This window comes from Saprospiraceae bacterium, assembly GCA_016719615.1.
GTDB lineage: Bacteria > Bacteroidota > Bacteroidia > Chitinophagales > Saprospiraceae > Vicinibacter.
In genome coordinates this window covers 86635-108491 of sequence record JADJYQ010000005.1, presented here as the reverse complement: position 1 = coordinate 108491, position 21857 = coordinate 86635, and the positions used below count along the sequence as shown (strand labels likewise).

The window sequence follows — 21857 nt, the reverse complement described above, 5'->3', positions numbered from 1 at the left end:
TTTTTAGTTTTCACCGGGCACAGATACAGAATACTTTACGCAACCTTTGTTAACAAACAAATCAATACAATCGGTTTCGCGAGTAACTTCACCTTTTTTAGTGGTTGGTGTTACTTTCGTATAGTCAGCTGTTGCAGACGCTACATTGGTTTTTGTTGGTGTGCCTTGAGCTGAAATGCCTGAGCTAAGTGTTACCATAGCAAATGCGGAAAATAAACATGCACTTTTGATCATAAAAGCTTTCATAAAAAATTTTGTTTTAATTTGTAAATAATAAGTTTAATAATATGAATTGAATCCTATACACTAATGTACCTAATTTTATGTTTGGTTATCAATTTTTAAGCTCATTTCTAAAATTTTCCGCTATTTATGTAAATCCGGGAAATATTTCTTCATCAAATCTGACCATCTTTCTGCATCTTTCCTTAACAAATCTAAGATTTCATCTATTTGCAGATATTTATAGTCATTCCACCCATTAATGATGGCCGATTCCAGATAATCAAATGCCTTTTCCTTGTTTTCCTCACCGGCATAAAAGCAGGCTAAATTGTAATTAAAAAAGGGACCATAGGGATCCAGAGAATAGGCCGTTTTAAATTCAGATTCTGCAAGTTTCTTATCGCCCAATACGTAATGAACATAACCTAAATTTGAATGCGCCATCGGATATTCAGGGTCGATGGAAATGGCTTTTGAATAATGCTTTTTGGCCAATTCCATTTGATTATTATTGAGGTAGAAATTCCCTAATAAATTGTGTGCAGATAAATGCGATGAATCCATTTCCAAAACCCGAAACAAATAAGATTCAGCAATTTTGGGTTTTTTGAGTACATCATAATAAATAGCATTTGAATATAAGGCAACTAGTGAGTTGGAATCAATCGCATTTAATTTATCCAAATACTCTTTTGCTTTATCCATTTTTCCCAATCTGTCGGCAAACATAAAAACAAGATTGGCATAAGGGAGTTGCCAGGAAGGATTGAGTGCAATCGCTTTTTCTGTAAAAATTTCAGCAGAATCAATTCTGGCCAGATTAAATCCATAAGCAAAATTCATAGCCCAATAAATATGAGGCATATCTGCCTGATACCTGGATGCCTGTTCGAGTTTTTGCAATACCTGGCGTCCAATTTCTTCATTCTTATTCTTATTATTTAAATGCAAAAGATAGGCTTCGAAAAAATGCTTTCTGGCTGCCAAGATTGGAAACATATAATGGTCCTGTCCCAGCAATTCTCCTGCTCTTTCCAGATAGGAAGGGTAAACAGAATATTTTTCTATAGCAGATCTTTTTGACAAACTCAATTCCATCATTTCAGATCGCAAAAATCGATTTAATACTTGTTGCGCATCATCTTGTAAAGCTGCTGCATAGTTTCTTCGCATTGCGTTATGCAAAGAACCGAGACTAGTATCCGATTCCAGGGCTTTATAATAGTAATCTGCACAATCTGATTTCGGAATAAAGAAAGATTTTTGTGACAGCTTTTCCTTAAATCGAAGATATTTTAGTTTTACCATTGAATCCACCCGCGAGAGTATTTCGTCTTCAAGTCCTCTGCTTTCTGTTTTAACGAAGGCAACTACCTGGCCTTCCTTACTTTTCTTCAGTTGCGCCAAAGCAGCTTGATCCACGATACCTAATTTATCGGTCTTGTTTCCAAGAATTACTGGATTTTGACTTTGGGGAGCAACTTCCTGGATGACGCGGTCTTCCAGATATCGCGTTATTTCCAGAAGAGAAATACTGGCATCCGAATTTTGATCTGCCAAGCCTGTTAAGCCATCCACTAAATGGTAACTAAAAACCCCGCGACCACCACCCCATTGTTCGCCTTCCAGCGAAAATTCAGTTGGCTGACAGGAAAGGATTTTTATTTCATTTGCATATTGTCTGGCCATATTGGCTGCAGTGGCTTGTGTCCCTCCAATCTGACTGCCTGATAATTTACCAGAATGACAAGCATCTGCTACCATCAATACTTTAACTTTATTTTGTGTTGAAAGTGTGTTGATGATTTCTTCAAGATAAGCAAGTCCAAAGGCCCCACCCGACATATAAACGCGTCCGGGAGCATCCCAGCATAATAAGAAACCAGGTTGCGAAACTGTTTTGCGTTCAACATCACCGTGGCCTGAAAAATAAATAATCGCGCGATCTCCTTCCTTACAAACTTCAAGCAACCAATCCAAAGCAGAAGCAAATTGCCCTAAAGTTGCCTGATTATTTAACAAAACTTTCATTTGATCTTCGTTAAGTCCACCGCCGCCCGGACTTTTTAAATACGCTGCAAATGCACTTGCATCTTTATCCGCAAATTTCAAATCAGGAATGGTTGGATCCTGATAATCAGATATCCCAGCAACCAGCGCGTAAGTTTTTCCAGTTACTTGCGTTGCCGCAGCTCCAACGGTACTTACACCCTTCGTTTGTGCATATAAGTCAATGACCCAGAGAATCAATACCCACTGTAAACAAAGACGAATTATTACCCCCATTTTATTTCGTACTATATGTTACTAACAACTGTTAATTAAGAGATCACACAAAGTCTTCAGTGGATTAGGATTAAACAAGTATTGACTAGGATTGCAGGATGTTTATGATGAACATGATTTATTAATTTCATAACCCTAAATCCAAAATCTTTGATCTATAATCCATAATCCTTGCTCCATAATCCATCATCTATACTCCATTATCCATACTCCATCATCTATCCTCCATTATCCTTAATCCATAATCCATCATCTATACTCTATTATCCATACTCCATCATCCATCCTCCATTATCCTTGCTCCATAATCTATAATCTTTACTCCATAATCCAATCCCATTTATTTTTTTACAAATTTTCCAACATACTGAATATTATTTCCCGCCACATGTACCACGTACCATCCGGTTTTTAATGCAGAAACATTCATTTCTAAAAACCTTAGTCCTGCTGATCCATTTATGAACTGCTTTTGAGATACATTTTTTCCAAGAATATCAAATATAGTACAATTTAATCCTTCCTTCAGTGGTTCGTCCATCATCAGAATCAATTTTTCCTTTACAGGATTTGCAAATATCTTAAATTCGGAATTCGCTTGAACTTGATTGTTTCCAACGATTTGCTCTACTGTTATTTTTACAATAGCCGGTGAACAATCCTGGTCTGCATCACATAAAGAATAAGCGAATTGATCAGAACCCCAAAAATTTGTGTTAGGCGTATATAGGTATTGACCATTTTGATCCAAATTTACGGAACCTCCTGTAGCTCCGCCATTGGGTATTTCGAGTTTCCAGATATTGCCTCCATCGCCACTTTGCTGATCATTTAAGGCCACATTTCCGGTCAGATTTACATTTTGTTTTGTAGAAGCCGCATCATCTATAGCAAGAGGTACATCATTGACAGAACGAATGGTAAGCATTACCAGAGCATTAGAACATTCTTGATCTGCATCGCAAACTTCATAGCTAAATGCATCCTGCCCATGATAGTTTTGAAAGGGAACATAGCTAAAAGAACCATCTGAACCCATATTCAACATGCCATACTGAGCGCCTCCATTGACCCCTAAAAGTTTCCAGGTAAAAGGTTGATCCCTTCCAGGAATGTCATTCGTTGCAACAGATCCATTCAATGTCTGGTCTTCGTCTGTACTAAATAGATCTTCAACGGCTTTAGGTATGTCATTGGTCAATTTTCGTATTCCATTTCCAAAACGGTTGGCCCATCGATAACCACTCATCAGGCGAAGGGAAGTTCCTAAAGAATCCAGCTTACTAGCACTGAGTCCGACTGTTTGAATCCTGGATGGTCGATTGGCTATTTGAAAACCATCATCAAAACTCAAACTATCATCTTTAATGGAATAACTTGGATATGCTAAACCCGCTCTCGACTGTTGGATGTATTTCAATTCTCCTTTTTCTACATTTGCAGCAACGATTGCATCTGAATTGATATATTTTTGATTTTGGAAATTTCCAAGATAAAAATCGAACGCCATCACATAAGGTGAATTTTTTGCAAATACTGGATTTCTAAAATGATAAATGACATCATTTTGTACATCAGCCAAAGGTGCTCTAAAAATTTTTTCAATAGCACCATCTCCAAATTGATCATTTGCAGCATCCCAAAATCGAAGCACCCCTAAATCCCATTGTTGAAATATCGTGCCGTTCACGATGTTGTAAGTACTTAATCCATCATATAATAAATATCTTCCACTTGGATCAAAATCCATCGAACTGATTTGGGTTACTGTTGAACTACTAATTCCCGTTTGCAAGACCGGATTACTGATGATAAAAGTTTTTTCAGTCCCAGCAATAAGATCCTTAATTTTGATTTGATTGTTGTTTTGAGCAGGTGATTCCAGCAAAGCCAGGAATCTCCCATCTTTAGACACACTTACATTTCTATATATCGGCGAATTGAGCAAAATACTTTGCTCATAGTTGCCAAGACTTTGATTATAACTAAGTTTATAAACTTTAAAATCAGTAGCGACAAAATAAATATCACTACCATTATCTGTCACTGTGGGTTTACTGATAATATTTTGATTACTCAATTGTACCAAATTCTGCGAAGACATATTTCTTAGAAACACGCCTTCGTTCCGATTTGCATTCTGATTGAATCGGGTACATACCACAAATTCTGTTCCCGGATTTGCCGTAAGGTCAGTTTCGGAAATATCAAAAACACCACCTCCTACTTCAGCTCCTGTGAGTATGCCAACGCTTTCAAATGCATTCGAGGCCTGTTGACCCACTTGAACATTTGATGGATATAAATCTCTGCAGGATTGTTCGATAGCCGATCTTAATTCGACAAAACTTGACTGCCTGGTTACATAATATAACAGGGCATGATAATATACTTGTTCAGCTATCTTTTTAGCTGCCTCTTCACTTCCTGCTTGACTCATTAATCCTTGTACAAACAAATAATATGCATGATTGGGAATACCGCTGTTCCAATGAACTCCACCACCATCATTCAAACCTTTGTACTGTTGATTAACATGCATGGGTTGCCATGCCAAACGAAAACTATCTTTAGGAAGTCCTTGGCCCGGATTTGCCATATTTCGCTCCACGCCTGAAGGTCTAATTGGATGACCCGGAACTATGATATCTTCGCCCAAAGTCCAATCGTCCCGATCGACCATTGTTGCAAAAATATCGGCAAATGATTCATTAATAGCACCTGATTCTGCATCGTATTCCAATCCTGCTGTTGCATCAATAACACCATGCGAAATTTCATGTGCACTAATGTCCAGACCTTTCGCAAATTGCAAATAGCCTTTGGAGGCATTACCATTTCCGTAATAAATGGTTCCACCAGACCAAAAAGCACCAGAATAATTCGTACCGAAATTAACGAACGATCGTATGGTTCCGCCAAGACCGTCAATTGAATTGCGGTTAAAGGTATTTAAAAAGTAATCATATACTTTGCCCGCATGAACATGTGCAGAAACCGCCACTTGTGCCCAGGTATTTGTTCTGGTTTTTATTTGATTGGGAACGGGATTTCCTGAATTCATAGCATCTACCGTCCAGATCGCACCTACGGGATTAGAAAGTTGAAATAAGCCAGCTTGAAACATCAGTTTACTGCCATCAATACAGTATAGATCCAATCCATCCCGCCAAACTTGCATGGTCTGATTAACTCCATTCAAATCGGCGGCAGTCGTTGTTTCTGCCCCCATAAACATTGCGTCTGATTCGTTTAGCGCTGCGGCATCACAATGATGTTTTCGTTCATTCGACTCCAGGTATAAATTGCATTTATTCACTATTGGCTTTTCATGTCCATGCAGAAAGCCGCAATGTTGAGCACTAGCTTTTAGTACTAAACCAGATTCCGAATCGATCAACAATGTCCAGGATTCTAGATCATTCCATAAAATGTTTGTCTTATAAACGAGATACCATGTTGAATCCTCTGGATTTAGCCAATAATTCAAAACCACCTCTTTTATACTCAATGCCTGTGCACTTTCAGGATCTTGAATAAAGATCTTATTATTTTCTTTAAAATATTTTTTAATAAAATCAGGCAATTGCTCAGATTTTACAAGGGGTAAAATCTCCGAAGGTGGAACTAAAATTTTTCCATGAGCCATTACTTTATTAGCTTCATACAGGTGAACAAAATATTGACTGCCTAACACCTGATAGTTTCCAAAAAGTTGGTTGTACTTTAAATGGAAATTACCCATCTTATCTAAAGCTTTATGACTACCAACAAATCCAATCCCGGATTTTTGATGGAAACCTAATAACATTGGAAGTCGCTGGGCCCAAAGAACGGTAATATCTGTTTTTTCAGAAATATCGCGATGTGTACAAGAAAATTTAGTTGGAACTCCGGCAGCATCAGCAGATTCCACTTTATACTGAAACTTTAAACGTTCTAAGCTACTTTCCGGAAGTGCATAAGTCGATAAATTGTCTAAATTCCTTTTAATTTTTAATATGTTTTCATTTCCTGACTTTTGCTGAGCACTTGCAAATAAGGACATACCCAAACAAATCATGAAAACGAACAGTCCGCTTTTAGATGTAAAATTTTGAAAATTTGTGCTCATATGATGGATCATTATTTAATTTGGGACCTCCGGATCTTTAAAACAAGGCTATCATGAAATGCAAATAAAATTTGGCTATTTTATATTAAAATATTCAAATAATACTTAAACCATCAGCCTAATTAGATTAAAGATACAACTTCTCATCAAAAATGAATCCAAATTGTCGTTGAATCCAATAATTTTCAAATCGAAAGATAAGTTATTACCTGAATCTAAGTTTCAAGGGAATCAGGAGCATTCATCCGAGGCTGAACCTGCGATTCATTGCAATTAAATGTGCATTCAATACTGCGATTCTAGTTGCCTCTTAAGCAGGGATTCGTAATATGAAACAATAAATACTTTCATCATTTCATCATTTGGATTTTCTTCCAACACTTTCATGCCATAAATCATAGCATAATTTTCAAAACCCATTTCTTCCAAAGATTTCATGATATACATTGTTTTTGGCAAATTTTGCAATGGAATGTCGGTACTTTGGACTTGTTGCATTAATTCGTCAACTATCAATTGGTATTCATTAGTGGCCGCCAATTTAAAAGTCATGGCATTCACATCCGCTTTGCTATTTACTACGCGAACCGTCCAATAATACTCGTTTTCAGCTAGCAAATACTGTAAGGGATTTAAAAATTTGTATTCCTTCTGCGCGGTTTTTGCAGAGAATAATTTGCTTTTACTTGCCATTTCATAAACTTCCAGCTCATATACACAGGTATCACACAGGTGCGTCCATTTAAAATCTATCGACGTCAATTCAGCTGGTAAAATTCCGGTAAAAGGGAAATTTAAGATGGGTAACATTTGGTCCCCTCTAGAGATCGCATGGACAGTATTTTTATAACTCTCCTTCGATTCTGAAGAATGTTTGGCTTCTAGAAAAGATTTAATAAACCCTCCCAGTTTGCTCATAAAAGAACTTTCGGAAGTTTTTAAAAAATTTAACGAAGAAATATTATAAACACCTGCCTTTGTGACTTCGCAATGTTCTCCTGTCTTCCGTATAAACCGGACCACAGCATTTTGACCTAAAATGAGTTTTTGATTCGCATTCACCGGCCCAAAATTTAATGATTTGGCTTTAGTCTCATCATCTCCATGATTACAGACCCTAACCTGGCCTTGGATATGCACTGCCATAATGTCCTGGCCATTGGCCTGGACGGTAAAATAGAATAAAATTCCTAAAAGAGTGAGTACCCGCATGTTAAAGCTGTTTATTATGAGTACGATTTAATCCGGCTTGGTTATCAGGGTCCCCAAAGTTAAAACAAAATTATTTGGCAAAGCCCCAGTCGCCTAGCTTTTTGAAATGAGACGGCTCCTTTGCGTCCACAATGCTAGTTCATCAATGACTATTTGGACGTTTTCTTTGAGTTTTTGCTCGTAAATTTCATAGAATTCATAGGAAAGAATGACACAAGTAGCTAAAAATGTAAATCCAAGTTTGATATTCAGGTTGAGCAATAAAAACAGGCAAATAGCAAGAATGATAAAAAACTCCACCACTTGCAAAAAACGGATATAGGGCAATGACCTGAAAAAATTATAATGATGTAATATTTTAAAAACAGAATAGTTGAATAAGAATAATATTAATGATAACAAATAAATCATTTTTATTGAAACATCGTAAATAAAGTCTTTATCGAGAATCATCGAAATGATATTGGCATGTACGACAACTCCATGCATATCAGGCAGTGAACGACCAGTGTATTGCTCATTTAAAGGAGTATAATATCTGTCTTTCATAGAAAGGGCTTTCTCATTTTCGCCGCAAAATCCAATCAGTACAATCTTATTTGCAAACTGACTTTTTTCATAATTGGCCGTATCACTTAGAAATTGCTCCATCTCCAGGAGATCATAATGAATCATCTTGGAGCTATTGACCGGATAATACATATTCTGAGCTCCCGGTTGAAGCCTTTTAAAATTGATCCATTCTTTCTGATTTTTTCGAGTCTTCAATGAAGTCAAAAGTTCTTCACTGTATAACCGACATATCTCAACTGAAAATGAATTATACTCTATTCCATCAATCAAGTGAAAGGGTTCGAAAGCCCTGACGGAGAAACCATCATTACTAGCAAGATTTACATAGCCGGAATGCGAATACGCACTTAAAAAGGAGTCAGATTGTAAACCCATTTCCGAATTATCGTGAGTACTTCCTTCATTAAATGTAAAGCCAAGAACCACCGACTTAGACTGCAATAGGGCCTCATGCAAAATGGTATCATCTCGATTATAATATAAGCTATCAAACAATAAGTCAATTCCTATAGCTTTAACTTGAGTAGAGCTCAAATAATCAATCGTTTGGGCAACTTTTTGGCGATCCGTGACCCCGGAATTAATGATTAAAATTCGATCGTCATAAAGTTCAGGACTACCATGGTTCCTGAATTTAGAAATGGCGATATCCATCAAATCATGGCCTTTTATAGCTTCGCTGAAAGGATCAATAAACAATTGATTGACGGGCAAATGATGCAAAATAAAGATAATCAGAAGACTACCCAAAGCATAGATAAACCCGTGAACAATTGTATGTTTTTTCAAAAATATAACATTAATGACTTACTCGAAAATCTTGAGTTCGATACTCTTTAAATTCCGGTTCTGATTCTCCAGCAAATATAAATAACCGGAAGCTTCGCACTCAACAAAAGATCCTTGCGAACCTTCTATCCATTTTAAATTTGGGCTGTTTGAAGAGATTTTGCCGTGTTTCAATGCATGATCCTGCTGAATTGAATTAAATTGGAGCCTCAACAATGGAATTGATTCATAACTAAAGTTGTAGAATCCCATTTTTCCCCCTCTGGGAATTTGAAATGTGGTCCATTTATTTTCAAATTCAAATCCAATCGTGTCTGTTGTCCAGATTATTGATTTCTCATTTGTCGTCACTTCATCCTTAACTTTCCATTGTTCACAATTCACCATTGACATTTTTTCGTTAACCTTTCCCAGTCTTTCACCTTTTAATACTTTTAAATTATGCTTTGCATAGGAATTCACTTTTAGATCCTTAGCCTTCAATGCTTCCTTAAAGTAAAACTGAGATCTGCCATCTGCCATCAGGGCATAATTAATTCCGGTTAGCAGGTCAACTTGTCTGTTTTTTGCAAACTCCTTTTTGCTGACTTTCAGTGATTGGATATATTTTAAAGAATTTGTGTACTCACCATTCAACATCATTGCGCAAGCGAAATTAATATGGGCAGGTTTATAATGTTTATTTATCACCAGTGCTTCCTGAAATTTGGTTTTTGCCATATCTAACCATTTTTTTCGATCTGCTCTCATCTCTCCTGTCATTGGGCCCCGGCTTTTTTTAATCTTTTTGAGTCCGGTATTGAAATCCAACTCAATTGGGTAGGCATAATAATCCAATTCCTCATTAAAATTTTCCAGTGCGCGCAAAGTGTAGACCACTCCGAGATTGTTGTAAATTTCGGTACCTCTGTAAATTTTTAAAATGCGCTCATAACAAGCTGCTGCAAGTTCATGGTATCCTTTAACCGTGAGGATATTGGCTGCATCGAATAAATAGAGAAATGGCAAAATACGTTCGTAAAGTATTTTTTGGCCACGCAATCGTTCACGCATGGAAGGGTAAACGGTATTTCCTTCATATGAAATATGATAACTTAAATAAACCTGTTTTAATAATGCTTCGAGCACGCGTCCTGATTGGTACCCACTTAAGTAACTTATAAACAATCCATAAATATCGGAAGTGAATTCATTGATGGCTTTTCCGGTCTGCGTGCAATGTACTTGCACAAAATGGGAAGGTCCATCCGTATGATTTTTTTCCAGGATGGCGTGACTGTATTCGTGTGCAATAATAAAGGCAAGGGCATTTGAAGAATCTTTACCAAAAGATCTGCAAATTTGGATCAGCGTATCCTCCAATTGAATTTCATTTTTCAGCGGAACATACCTTGCAGCAAATTCTTTACTGCCTACAACTTTGATGTTAGGCTTTTTAATATTTGGATATCCTGAGTTTTCGTAAAGTTTTTGGAGTATGCTTGTCAGGTACTCAGGAGTTTTATTTTGAGAAAAGACAGCTTGACAACCGACCCATAAGAAACTAATACAGCAATAATAAATAAAGACAAATTTTTTACTGTTATACATGGCCATTAGTTAATCCATTGCGCGAGTAATTTCTCCGCGTCCCTGGAAAATGGTGAATCCCGGTCAGCCCTAACTTCATGGAGCAAAGTAGGAATTCTGGAATCTTCTTTGTCAAGTTTAATCAAAGTTAAAGCCAGGTACCAGCATGCACCCGTTTTGAGCTCATGGTTGGGTGAAGCACATAAATCATTTAAAATGCTTGTGGCTTTGTTGGCGTCGTCCAGGCCCAAATAATTCAAGGCTACATAATATTTGCATAAATTTTGGATTCCTTCTTCATTGGTACAACGTTCAAAAACCGAAAGAGATGCTTTATAATTTCCTTGCTGATAATTTTCAAGGGCCCACTGAATTGAATCGATTGGTACATTGGATGGAATAAATCCATATGGATCCAGTTGCGATAAAACGGTTTGCGTTGTGTTTGCATCTGCCTGATAAAACTCAGCATATAGATTTGAATTTTTTCCAGATTCTTTATTCAAATATACTAGCAGAAAAGCAAAGAGCACTATTCCTATAAAAACCGCTGCCATCGCAAATTTCCTGTTTTCAGAGAAAAATGAAATTAGCTTAGGTTTCGCAGCTGGTATCGTTGCAGTAAAAAATTGCTGTTGCTCAAGATCGCGATCTACTTGTGCTATAAAAGCCCTTAGATTAGATTCTCCCCAGTGTTCTATTCCATTCATAATATTTCGGTAATTTTGAAGTTCGTTGGCTAATACATCATCATTTTTGACCCTGGATTCAAAGTCTAGCTTTGCTTCTGCACTCAATTCGCCATTTAAATATTGAATGATTTCTTCTTGAAGGTCAAAATTTTCTTGTAAGGGTTCCATTAAAAAGCATTTTTAAGGTGGCGGTAATCAGGCGAATCCAGGATGATCTTTTTTAATCCCTGCAAACATCTGTGTTTCTTCACTTTTACAAATTGTTCTGTATATCCCATTAGAGCAGCCAATTCAGTATTTGATTTCTTCTGGTAAAATCCTTCATAAATAATTTGCTGACACTCCTTTGAAATTTCAGCCAATTTGTTGGATACCAGTTCGAACAAAGAATTTTTCTCCTCTTCATTTCCTGCTTCATCAGCCTTTTCGGTGAGCATCACATCCTCATAGGAAAGCGTATGTTTTTCCTTATGCACTTTTTTCAACCAGAGATTCCGCGCCATTCCCATGAGATAATATTTTTCATTTTGAATCGAATCAGTAATGCCATCTTGCATCATTTTTAAAAAATTCAACGCAATTTCCTGAAACAAATCCCTTGCATCCTCAGCTTGTCCGCTATTGTTGCAAACATAATTTTGTACATCTGAATAATACAGTTTGTATAATTCTTTGATTTTCGCCTGGATCTGTTCTTGATTTGTGATCATTTGATTTGTTACACTACTTTGCACGTCGCTCATTTTTTAATAATTGATCTGATGTTACAAGTCGCAATTCATTATAAGCACTATTTGCTTGGATAATTTTCTTGCCGCCACTTAATATTTATAATTTTTAATCTCCAATCTTGTAAGCAATGCCAAAATATATACCTGTATCAAATTTCTTTTCAACCGGTAAAATACCATCACCTATGATTATGGCGTCACCAACCTGAAGGCCATTGGTAAGTCTTTCAACTTTAGAAAACATAAATCCACCGCTGATCATAATACTTTGCTTCCTGCCCAAATACACTCCGGGTCCAAAAAAGAATGCTAGACCTTCAACACTTTCTGCACTGCTCAATGGCAATCCCATTCCAAAAGATAAAGCCGGAGTAATAGCTCCGCCCGTAGAATAACTCAAATTGAAATAGGAACTCAACATGGGAGCATACTGGTCTTCATCAACTGCGCTGATTACATTATCTTTTACAAAAAATCTTTGTGGAGCCTTATTAAATTTGATTGCATTTACTCCAAAAGAAGTTCCCAATCTAAACTCACCATAAGTATCAATTTTTAACTTAATGGTTTTTACAGGTTTTAACTCTGATTCGTTTTCAACATTCAAATCGGTACTGTCTTTTCTGAACAGTTTCAGACTATAAATGAGGTGACGTCCTTCTGCTGTCGAATTATGCGTATAGGCAAAATCGTTATTGGCCAGATCCATGTATTTTACGAAATACGTTTGGATATAAGGACCGTAATCAGTATTGGCCTCTGGATGCCCGCCTGTAAGGTCATTGGCGCCAAGACTTACTTCCAATCTCTGCATCAGGTTTAGAATTTGGGGTGCGTCGGTTTCAAATTTCTGAAGTAAGGCATATAATTCGTCTATTCCATGATCCAGGGATTTTAATTTGGTAACTATTTTTCCAACTTCTGAAACTTTCAATACATAATTATCCAATCTCTTTTTAGCCAAATCTCTTAAAGATGGGATTTCTAACAATCGTTCGTTTAATTTTTCGACATCCTTGACGTTAAAAGTTTGCCCCTGTTTCAACATAAACGCATCTTCAAAAACATCCATGACGAGTTCTTTGACAAGTGATGGTGCGATAGAAGGTGTTTTACACAAGGTATTGATGTAATCAATATTTCCTTTTAAAGTTCGCACGGCCTTTTCCCTCAAATTGATATCAGTTATTAATTCATTCATGGCCTCCGTTTCCATTTGTAAACCATCGAGTTTTTCTTTGAATTCGGCGATATCTTCCATATCTCCTCTTGCGTTGCCTTCGGGGTTGGCTCCCGATACCGCTCCCAGGAGTTTTCCAAAGATGGGCACATTCATAAAGGGCAATCCACCGCCCGGAAAAAAGCTGTTGAGCAATTGCGGCATAAACCCACGGAATCCTCCATTATCACTTCCATACTCTGCCGGTGGTAATGCATGATTGGTTGCATCAAACAGTGCCGAATAAATATAATTATTGAATTCCACAAGGTGAAAATGGACTTGCCTGTCTTTTCTAATTTTTAACTCTTTTACAGGTTTGCCGTTTTTCATATACCACATGCTGTCATTGTGAACATCATAATAGATATGAAGGTCCTGCCCGCTTAAACTAGTTGCGAAGAAAATGGCGACGGCGAAATAAATGTACTTGGTCATGATAATATTAATTTTCTGTAATGATAAATGTGTCTGAATAAATGTTGATATCTCCTGAAGGTAAGCTCAATGCTTTGCCTCCGCGGGTTTGATAAATTTCTTCTTCTTTGGTCTCTTTAAACAATTTCTCAAATGGACTCATTTCTTTGAATCCTCTGGTACCTAATGTAGCCCTTAAATCTATCGGTTTTGATGAAGCGATGAGTTTAAACATTTCAGGACCATATGGAGCACCAATCACAAAAGTCTGAGACATCAATAGTTTTTGCCCGGGTAAAATTCTCAATTCTTCAGGAGCAATATTGTCATTAAGGCCAGGAATAAGTGAGTTTATCACATTATCCGGTTGTAAATCTATGATGTTAAAAAATGCAGGTTTGATTCCTTCGTTTTGCACGAGAATCCTGATTTGTGATCCTTCTGCTAATTTTTTAACCCCGTCACTTCCATAATTCAAAAAACGGACATCTTCTACGGTCATCCCTTCCTCAATACTGTCAACGGGCACAATTTTAAAAGTCACTTTGATTTCTGCAGCCTCCATTTCCATTTTTTTCATAAACTGACCTTGTAAATACGATCTAAGTTTTTTGAAAATTTTGTTTCGCACTAAGGGTGAAATGGCAACATCCTTTTGAAGTATAAAACTATCTATAGGGTATCCGTCAAATGTGCTTAATCTTAATAATTCGCCCCTTTCAAATTCAATCCAAATTTTTGGACTTTGCTGATCGAATTTCAAATATGGTTTTTCAAATAACCATTTTTTAATATCCATCTCTAATTCTGATTGTTGAATTTTTAATCCTATTGGAATGCTCAGTTCTCCAAAACCATATTCAAGTATATAAACCCAGGCAAGTTCTGCCGTATTCTTTGAAATAGCACTGTCAAGAGTGATTGATGACTGCGTAGCAAATGCTTTTGTAATGGTTCCGGTTGCAATCGGAGTAGTATTTTGAAAATCTCTGGTATCCGCTGGAAACAATCCTATAATAGATCCTTTATTTAAACCATGCAAAGTGCCACCATTGATGTTGAGTTCAGTTTCGGACAGCACCTTTAAAACTCTGAAATAACTTGCTTTACCAAGCAGTTTTCCATTAAACACATCCATATCCAATTCGCCTTCAACCTGTGGTTGTTGCAAAGGAGCGATCCTGCTCATTTCGTTCCGGATTTTGTCAAACAAGGCCCTATAAGAACTACCTTCTTTCACTTTAAAAATGGATTGGGTCAAAGCATATGATAAGGAACCGAAACTTTGACCGGCCTCATCTGTCATTTCATAATTTAATTGATTTTGTGCTGAACCAAAAAAAGAAACCATAGGAGCCAGTGTTTTTACCTCTTCGCTACCTCTGGCTTTGGAAGTCAATTCATTATTTTCTTTTTTAAATATTTTTTGACTGTTGTTTTTCAGATAATCCTTGCTGGCCATAACATCTGTAGTTCCTCTGGCCTGGGCTGAGCCTCTAGTTCCCGTTCCTGAATGACAAGCATCTAAAACTACCAATACGTGACCGGTTGGACCAATTTTTTCTCTTAATTTAGACATGGCCTGACCTAATTCCTCATCGCGAATCAATTTTTCGCCTTCGTTGACTCCCGCTTGAAATTTTTTAGGAGAGTCGAAAGGAACTATACATTCATCAAGGGCATCGATCTCATCCCCATTTTGATCTGCAGCTTGCTGTCCATGTCCTGAAAACTGAAAGTAAATGATATCTCCCGGCTTAACTTTATTGTACAAATCCTGTTCAATCGATTTGAGGATGTTCAGTTTGACTGCTTTTTCGTCAGACAAGATGATGATATTCTCATCTTTGAATCCCTGATCACGTAAAGTTTTGGTAACCAATTGAATATCATTCATAGAGCTCAAGGAATTCCACCCACCGGCTTCCGGATATTTCCCCACACCAATCAATAAAGCCTTTTTGCGATCGACTTGTCCGCAGGCCTGATGGTATAAAAACAATCCGATTATTGTCAAACATACTATTTGTAGAAACTTGTTCATTGTTCAAATATATCTTAAAAGGTGAATTTGCCCTTCTGAATATTAGTTACTAAAATTCCAGAACGTTATCAGAATTAGACAGCAATTATTATTTGGGGGTGTTTTGAGGTAACATAAAGATAGGGATCTCTTTTAATCATCGCTGAAATTATAAATAACAAGGAAATATTAATTCCCGAATAAACCAAAGATTAAACCGTTCCCTTTTTGTAATATTATGGCATCATGAATCATCTAAGCATGCAAAATAGATTCAGCGGCTTCTTCACCTGTGACAATGGCGCCTTCCATAAATCCCTGCCAGTCTGCCAAGTGCTCACCTGCGAAATGGACTTTCATAAAAGGCTGCTTTAAAACGGGCATAATTCCGAACCATTGGTTTTTACCATAAAAAGCATAAGCTCCTTTAGAAAAAGGATCGGTGCCCCAGAAATATTTAATATTTTGCTTCAAATATTTGCGGACATCTCCAAATGCAGGTTTCAAAGCATCGAGTATGATCGCTTCTCTTTGTTCCTGACTTACTGAATTCAAAACTTCCGATTTTTCGCCAATGGCATAACAAATTAATACACCTTCCTTTTGGACTTGATTTTTGGTGGCATGATAAAAATAATGGGCTGGTGTATCCGTGACCATATCAAAATCTTCAGCTTCCCAAAATCTTTCGGAAAACACCATTGGAAATTTGCCGATACGCGCATACTGTAAGGCATTCATCGCATCCGTCTGTATTGCCGGCAAAGCTGGTGTCCATTTTATATTTTGAACTGCGGCGGTCGGCAATGCACATATCACTGCATCTGTTGTAAATGAAGCTCCATTTTCACAAACGATACGAACACCCGTTAGTTTTTCCTGATTGATCTGAACAACGCGGTGTTGCAAAAGTATATTTTCAAGACCGACAGCTTTGCCAATTTCATCAGAGAGTCTGCTATTACCGCCTTTGATTTTTAAATCCATTTCATTCTTTTCGCTGCTTTCTGCATATTCAGCAAAAGCAGCATATGCAGAGGTGTGCCTGATGCTCTCTCCAAAATCAGTGCTGTCCAGCAATTCTCTTAAAAACAGATCGCGCTCTTCGAATTTTTTGTTTGATAAATACCGCCACCAATCCATTTTATCCAGTTTTTTCTTTTGCTGTGGACTGAGTGAATTCCAGAGTTCAGTTTTTTGGTTCCAAAACTGATCAAATTCTGGACTGAAGCCCCATTTTCCGGCAGCCTGGTATTGTCCGCTCAAAGTCAAATGACTTTCAAATTTATTGTTCTGTAATTCTAAGCCAAAGGTCTTACATAAATCGATAACCCTTTCATGCGATTCGCCTACCCATTCAGCCCCCAATTCAATGACCAATTGCTGAGCCTGTTCGGGTTGATGCGAAAAGACACGGCCTCCGATCCTGTTTTTAGCTTCCAGGATGGTGACTTTTATTCCCTTATTTTTAAGAAAATACGCCGCAGCAAGACCTGCAAAACCGGCTCCTAAGACAACAACCGATTTAATTTTCTTTTTAGGTTTTCCTTGAGCAGAAAGCCAATTTGGTGCAGCTAAGCCTAGTCCGGCTAAGATTCCTGATTGCAACATAAAAGTTCTTCTTTTCACCCTGTTTTATTTTGGGCTAAGTTAATGGTTTTCATAAAATGTAATGAGTTCTTTGACCATAGGAGCCTTTACAAAAATGAATTTGGAACTGCCGAATTAATCATTTCTTAATATTGACTTCATATTACGGCACCAGACAGCTTCTACCTTTGCCTTGTAAAAAGTGTTATTTAACGTAAAAAAGTTTGAAATGAAAGTCCTTCATCTGGTATTTCTATGTTCTTTAGTGTCCCTGGCTTCTAATGCACAGGATCAAATCGCAATTGATTCTACTTTAAAAGTTCTTGGGAATGACATCAAAATTTTAAAAAACATCAAAGTGAGCGGTTACCTTCAGGCACAATATCAAATAGCCGAAGAAAAGGGTATCAAATACCCTGGAGGTGATTTCGCTGCGAATGTCGATAATCGGTTCAGCATGCGACGAGCCCGATTAAAAGTGGCCTATGAGGGCAAACCTTTTGAGTGGGTTCTCGTCACTGAAAATACCGAAAGAGGGATTAGCCTTCACGATATTTATGGTTCCTATAGCTTTTCAAAATTACATTTAAAATATACTGCCGGATTATTTCCGCGACCCTTCGGTTTTGAACAATCATATTCAACTGCGAATCACGAAGGTCCTGAACGAGTTCGATTTTCAACTACATTACTACCCGCAGAAGCTGACCTTGGATGTAAGTTGACTTATTCAGCTTTAAAACCCATCCAACTGGAATTTGGCGTATATAACGGCACAGCTACCACTGCAGATTTTGATGGCTTCAAAGATGTTGTAGCCAGAGTATCTATCCAACAAAAAATGAAATCATCTCATTTATCAGGCGGTATCTCCTTTTACAGTGGTGGCGTTATTCAAGGAAATCCCTATAGATATGAAATGAATACAGATGCGGCCCAGCCTGCATTTTCGTTGCTCGATACCAGCAGTTTTACAAAAGGCAGTAAAGTGAAACGAGAATATCTGGGAGCAGATGTACAATATCATTTTTCAAATATTCTTGGGAACACAACTTTACGCGTAGAATGGGTTCAGGGCAAGCAACCCGGGTATTCAAATACTTCAGACAGTCCTAAAAGCAGCACACTTCCAACAGCGGACAGCTATGTAAGGAATTTCAATGCCATTGGTGCTCATCTTTTGCAAAAAATTGGCCAATCAAATTGGATGTTTGTTATGAAATTTGACTGGTACGATCCGAATGCAGATGTCGAAACAAACGATATTGGAAGCGCCGGTTCAAAAACCGGATCAACTGATATTAAATATACCACTTTAGGTCTAGGATTAAACTATTATTATAAAAATATGTATGTCATGTTTTATTATGACATGATTACAAATGAAAAATCTGAAAATCTCAACGGCTTTCAGTCTGATTTAAAAGATAATGTATTTACCGTTCGCACACAATTTAAATTTAAAAAAATGAATATTATGAAATCTCTTTTATCTTTTCTTATGGTTGTTTCACTTCTGTTTGCATGCGGTGGTGGCAATCAAAACAACTCAAATACCAATGCAAATTCTATTACTTTAAAAGGAAGTGATACGGTTTTACCGCTAGGGCAAAAAACTTCTGAAGCATTTATGGCTACCAACAAGGACGTTTCAATCGCTGTAGTTGGAGGGGGAAGTGGAACCGGGGTCACAGCTTTGATGGATGGCAACACGGATATCGCTATGTCTTCAAGGGACCTGAAATCTGATGAGAAATTGAAATTCCAGGAAAAACAAATGAACATTGAAGTTATAACCCTGGCAGTAGATGCTTTGGCAGTTGTAATTAATCCTAAAAATGCTGTAACCAAGCTGACCCGCGAACAATTGGAAGGTATTTTTACAGGAAGTATTACGAATTGGAAAGAAGTAGGTGGAGAAGACCTTTCCATAGTGGTTTATTCCAGAGAAAACAGTTCTGGTACTTATGAATTTTTTAAAGAACACGTAATGGATAAAAAGAATTATGCCAGCACCGTATTGAATATGCCTGCTACCGGAGCCATCGTTCAGTCAATTGGCCAGACACCCGGAGCTATCGGTTATATTGGGCTCGCATATATGACTCCTGAAGTCAAGTCAATCGAAGTTTCATATGATCAGGGTGCCACATTTGTTGCTCCGTCTATGGAAACAGCAAAAAATAAATCTTACCCGATATCGAGACCGCTATATTATATTTACGATGTCAAAAAATCTGAAAAAGTAAAAGCTTACATAGATTTTACACTATCAGAAGCCGGACAAAAACTCGTTGAAGAGGTAGGTTATATACCACTAACTAAGAACTAAAGAATTTGAAGCATTTCGTCGAAAAAATAATTGAATTTATAATCAAGGGCTGCGGGTTTATATCCGCAGTCATTGTTTTATTAATTGTATTTTTCTTGTTCAGAGAAGGCGTGTTGTTTATCAATTCCTCGCCACTCGAAGATCATCATGCGCTATTTATCCATAAAGACAATTCTGTAAACGACTTAACGGAAACTCAGATCAAAAATATTTTTGACAAGAAAATTACAAACTGGAAAGAACTCGGTGCATTTGATCAGAAAATTACACTGATTTCAGCAGACGAAATTGACGAACTTTTTACGGAAACACAATTAGGTAAAAATTTTGAATACCTCAGTGTATGTGTAAACCATTATATGGATACAGTACCGGGTACTATTGCTTATTTTTCTGAAAAACATTTGAGCCTGACACCAGGTATCAAGCAAATTTCTATTCAAAAAATAAGTTTATGGAAATTTTTATCCGGCAAGGAATGGTTTCCTACGGCCAAACCTGCTGCCATCATGGGTACACTGCCCTTATTGATGGGCACTTTGCTCGTGAGTTTATTAGCCATCCTCATTGCTTTGCCTTTAGGACTTGCAGCTGCTGTTTATTTAGCTGAAATTGCTGATGAACGCGTGCGCAAAATCTTAAAACCCATCATCGAATTATTATCGGGTATTCCTTCTGTAGTCTATGGCTTTTTCGGATTGGTCATCATTGTTCCCTTCATACAAAGTTTTTTCAACTTACCTGTTGGCGAAACTGCATTAGCCGGAAGTATATTATTGGCGATCATGGCATTGCCGACGATCATTACCGTATCAGAAGACGCCATCAGAACTTGTCCCTTAGCCATAAAGGAAGCTAGCCTTGCATTAGGGGCATCTCATTGGCAAACGATTTTCAAAGTTATCATACCTTATGCTTCCAGTGGTATAACAGCTGCAGCCATTTTAGGTATTGGCCGAGCAGTTGGTGAAACCATGGCAGTGCTCATGGTCACTGGAAATGCTGCTTTATTACCTACTTCCCTAACTCAACCAGTAAGAACTATTCCTGCTACGATTGCTGCTGAATTGGGTGAAGCGCCTTTTGGCGGACTCCATTTTAAATCACTTTTTGCCTTGGGATGTATGTTATTTCTCATTACACTCATTACTAATTTAATGGTGGAACGCATTTCGAAAAAAAGCAAGCTTAACTAATGTTATGTTGAAATTTCCTGAGCAAGTAGACCGAACCAAACGAATTCAACAAGCATTTGCATTTTGGATTGCACGAGGTATCGCATTTGCGATCATCGGCATCTTGTTCCTCATTTTATTTTTTATTTTTAAACGTGGGATAGGAGTACTCAGTTGGGAATTTCTGACGTCCATGCCAAAAAATGGAATGACGGAAGGAGGCATTTTACCAGCTATTGTGGGCACCGTATATTTGGTTTTATTAAGTATGCTGATTGCTTTTCCTATAGGAGTCCTGTCGGGAATTTATGTAAATGAATATGCAAAAGACGGGCCTCTCAAACAATTTATAAAAATGATGACCAATAATCTCGCAGGAATACCTTCGATTGTATTTGGTTTATTTGGAATGGCTTTATTTGTGAATCAATTAGGCTTTGGCGCATCAATTATTGCAGGATCACTTACACTTGCCTTGTTAGCTTTACCGCTCATTATCAGAACTACCGAAGAAAGTCTAAAATCTGTGGAAGATACATTCAGACATGCGAGTTTTGCTTTAGGTGCGAGTAAGTTGTATACGGTGCGGAAAGTCGTTTTACCAATCGCTTTTCCTAATATTATTACAGGATTGATATTGAGTATTGGAAGAGTTTCGGGCGAAACAGCACCCATATTATTTACGGTAGCGGCTTATTTTTTGCCAAAAATGCCTCAATCAATTATGGACCAGGCTATGGCTTTACCTTATCACCTCTATGTTATTTCTACCAGCGGAACAGATATACAAACTTCCCGTCCAATAGCCTATGGCACTGCCGTCATCCTCATCCTCATCGTTTTGATTGTGAATCTTATTGCAAATTATCTACGGAATTATTTTAGCAAAAAAGTAAAAATGAAATAAGTG

14 protein-coding genes are annotated in these 21857 nt (G+C 37.4%); 3 read left to right on the top strand and 11 right to left on the bottom strand.

Annotated elements, in window-relative coordinates; translation table 11 throughout:
* Positions 1–3 precede the first annotated feature (3 nt).
* From IPM92_10245 to IPM92_10195, 11 genes are all read right to left on the bottom strand, one after another.
* Positions 4–246, bottom strand: coding sequence for a hypothetical protein (locus IPM92_10245; protein ID MBK9108721.1), 243 nt, complete (start codon positions 244–246; stop codon positions 4–6).
* Between the two features lie 120 nt (positions 247–366).
* Positions 367–2511 (bottom strand): caspase family protein, encoded by a 2145-nt coding sequence (locus IPM92_10240; protein ID MBK9108720.1) that lies wholly within the window; start codon positions 2509–2511, stop codon positions 367–369.
* A gap of 340 nt (positions 2512–2851) precedes the next feature.
* Complete coding sequence (locus tag IPM92_10235) at positions 2852–6625, bottom strand: M4 family metallopeptidase (protein ID MBK9108719.1); 3774 nt, start codon at positions 6623–6625, stop codon at positions 2852–2854.
* Between the two features lie 285 nt (positions 6626–6910).
* Positions 6911–7837, bottom strand: a complete 927-nt coding sequence (locus tag IPM92_10230) for a hypothetical protein (GenBank protein ID MBK9108718.1) — start codon at positions 7835–7837, stop codon at positions 6911–6913.
* A gap of 93 nt (positions 7838–7930) precedes the next feature.
* Entirely contained in the window at positions 7931–9199 is a 1269-nt protein-coding gene (locus IPM92_10225; protein ID MBK9108717.1) for a CHASE2 domain-containing protein, read from the bottom strand.
* Positions 9200–9217: 18 nt separating this feature from the next.
* Positions 9218–10789, bottom strand: coding sequence for a hypothetical protein (locus tag IPM92_10220; protein ID MBK9108716.1), 1572 nt, complete (start codon positions 10787–10789; stop codon positions 9218–9220).
* Positions 10790–10794: 5 nt separating this feature from the next.
* Complete coding sequence (locus tag IPM92_10215; protein MBK9108715.1) at positions 10795–11628, bottom strand: hypothetical protein; 834 nt, start codon at positions 11626–11628, stop codon at positions 10795–10797.
* Complete coding sequence (locus tag IPM92_10210; protein ID MBK9108714.1) at positions 11628–12203, bottom strand: sigma-70 family RNA polymerase sigma factor; 576 nt, start codon at positions 12201–12203, stop codon at positions 11628–11630. Before IPM92_10210 ends, IPM92_10215 begins: the two co-directional genes overlap by 1 nt.
* Positions 12204–12297: 94 nt before the next feature.
* Positions 12298–13848, bottom strand: coding sequence for a hypothetical protein (locus IPM92_10205; protein ID MBK9108713.1), 1551 nt, complete (start codon positions 13846–13848; stop codon positions 12298–12300).
* 7 nt (positions 13849–13855) lie between these two features.
* Entirely contained in the window at positions 13856–15844 is a 1989-nt protein-coding gene (locus IPM92_10200) for a caspase family protein (protein ID MBK9108712.1), read from the bottom strand.
* Positions 15845–16105: 261 nt separating this feature from the next.
* Positions 16106–17479, bottom strand: a complete 1374-nt coding sequence (locus IPM92_10195; GenBank protein ID MBK9108711.1) for an FAD-dependent oxidoreductase — start codon at positions 17477–17479, stop codon at positions 16106–16108.
* A 1438-nt stretch (positions 17480–18917) separates the two neighbouring features.
* On the opposite strand from IPM92_10195, the gene IPM92_10190 reads away from it, so the two are divergent.
* The 3 genes from IPM92_10190 to pstA are packed head-to-tail and all read left to right on the top strand — an operon-like array spanning position 18918 to position 21854.
* Positions 18918–19772 (top strand): phosphate ABC transporter substrate-binding protein, encoded by an 855-nt coding sequence (locus IPM92_10190; protein ID MBK9108710.1) that lies wholly within the window; start codon positions 18918–18920, stop codon positions 19770–19772.
* A 5-nt stretch (positions 19773–19777) separates the two neighbouring features.
* Positions 19778–20968: a phosphate ABC transporter permease subunit PstC gene (gene pstC / locus IPM92_10185; GenBank protein ID MBK9108709.1), complete on the top strand. Its 1191-nt coding sequence runs from the start codon at positions 19778–19780 to the stop codon at positions 20966–20968.
* 4 nt (positions 20969–20972) lie between these two features.
* Positions 20973–21854: a phosphate ABC transporter permease PstA gene (gene pstA, locus IPM92_10180; protein MBK9108708.1), complete on the top strand. Its 882-nt coding sequence runs from the start codon at positions 20973–20975 to the stop codon at positions 21852–21854.
* The last annotated feature ends 3 nt before the right edge of the window (positions 21855–21857 follow it).

What these genes read in the sequence shown, in the direction of transcription:
- IPM92_10220 (MBK9108716.1), bottom strand. Translation starts at nt 10,789, where the DNA reads ATGTATAACAGTAAAAAATTTGTCTTTATTTATTATTGCTGTATTAGT.
- pstA (MBK9108708.1), top strand. Translation starts at nt 20,973, where the DNA reads ATGTTGAAATTTCCTGAGCAAGTAGACCGAACCAAACGAATTCAACAA.
- IPM92_10205 (MBK9108713.1), bottom strand. Translation starts at nt 13,848, where the DNA reads ATGACCAAGTACATTTATTTCGCCGTCGCCATTTTCTTCGCAACTAGT.
- IPM92_10230 (MBK9108718.1), bottom strand. Translation starts at nt 7,837, where the DNA reads ATGCGGGTACTCACTCTTTTAGGAATTTTATTCTATTTTACCGTCCAG.
- IPM92_10190 (MBK9108710.1), top strand. Translation starts at nt 18,918, where the DNA reads ATGAAATCTCTTTTATCTTTTCTTATGGTTGTTTCACTTCTGTTTGCA.
- IPM92_10240 (MBK9108720.1), bottom strand. Translation starts at nt 2,511, where the DNA reads ATGGGGGTAATAATTCGTCTTTGTTTACAGTGGGTATTGATTCTCTGG.
- IPM92_10235 (MBK9108719.1), bottom strand. Translation starts at nt 6,625, where the DNA reads ATGAGCACAAATTTTCAAAATTTTACATCTAAAAGCGGACTGTTCGTT.
- IPM92_10245 (MBK9108721.1), bottom strand. Translation starts at nt 246, where the DNA reads ATGAAAGCTTTTATGATCAAAAGTGCATGTTTATTTTCCGCATTTGCT.
- IPM92_10215 (MBK9108715.1), bottom strand. Translation starts at nt 11,628, where the DNA reads ATGGAACCCTTACAAGAAAATTTTGACCTTCAAGAAGAAATCATTCAA.
- IPM92_10210 (MBK9108714.1), bottom strand. Translation starts at nt 12,203, where the DNA reads ATGAGCGACGTGCAAAGTAGTGTAACAAATCAAATGATCACAAATCAA.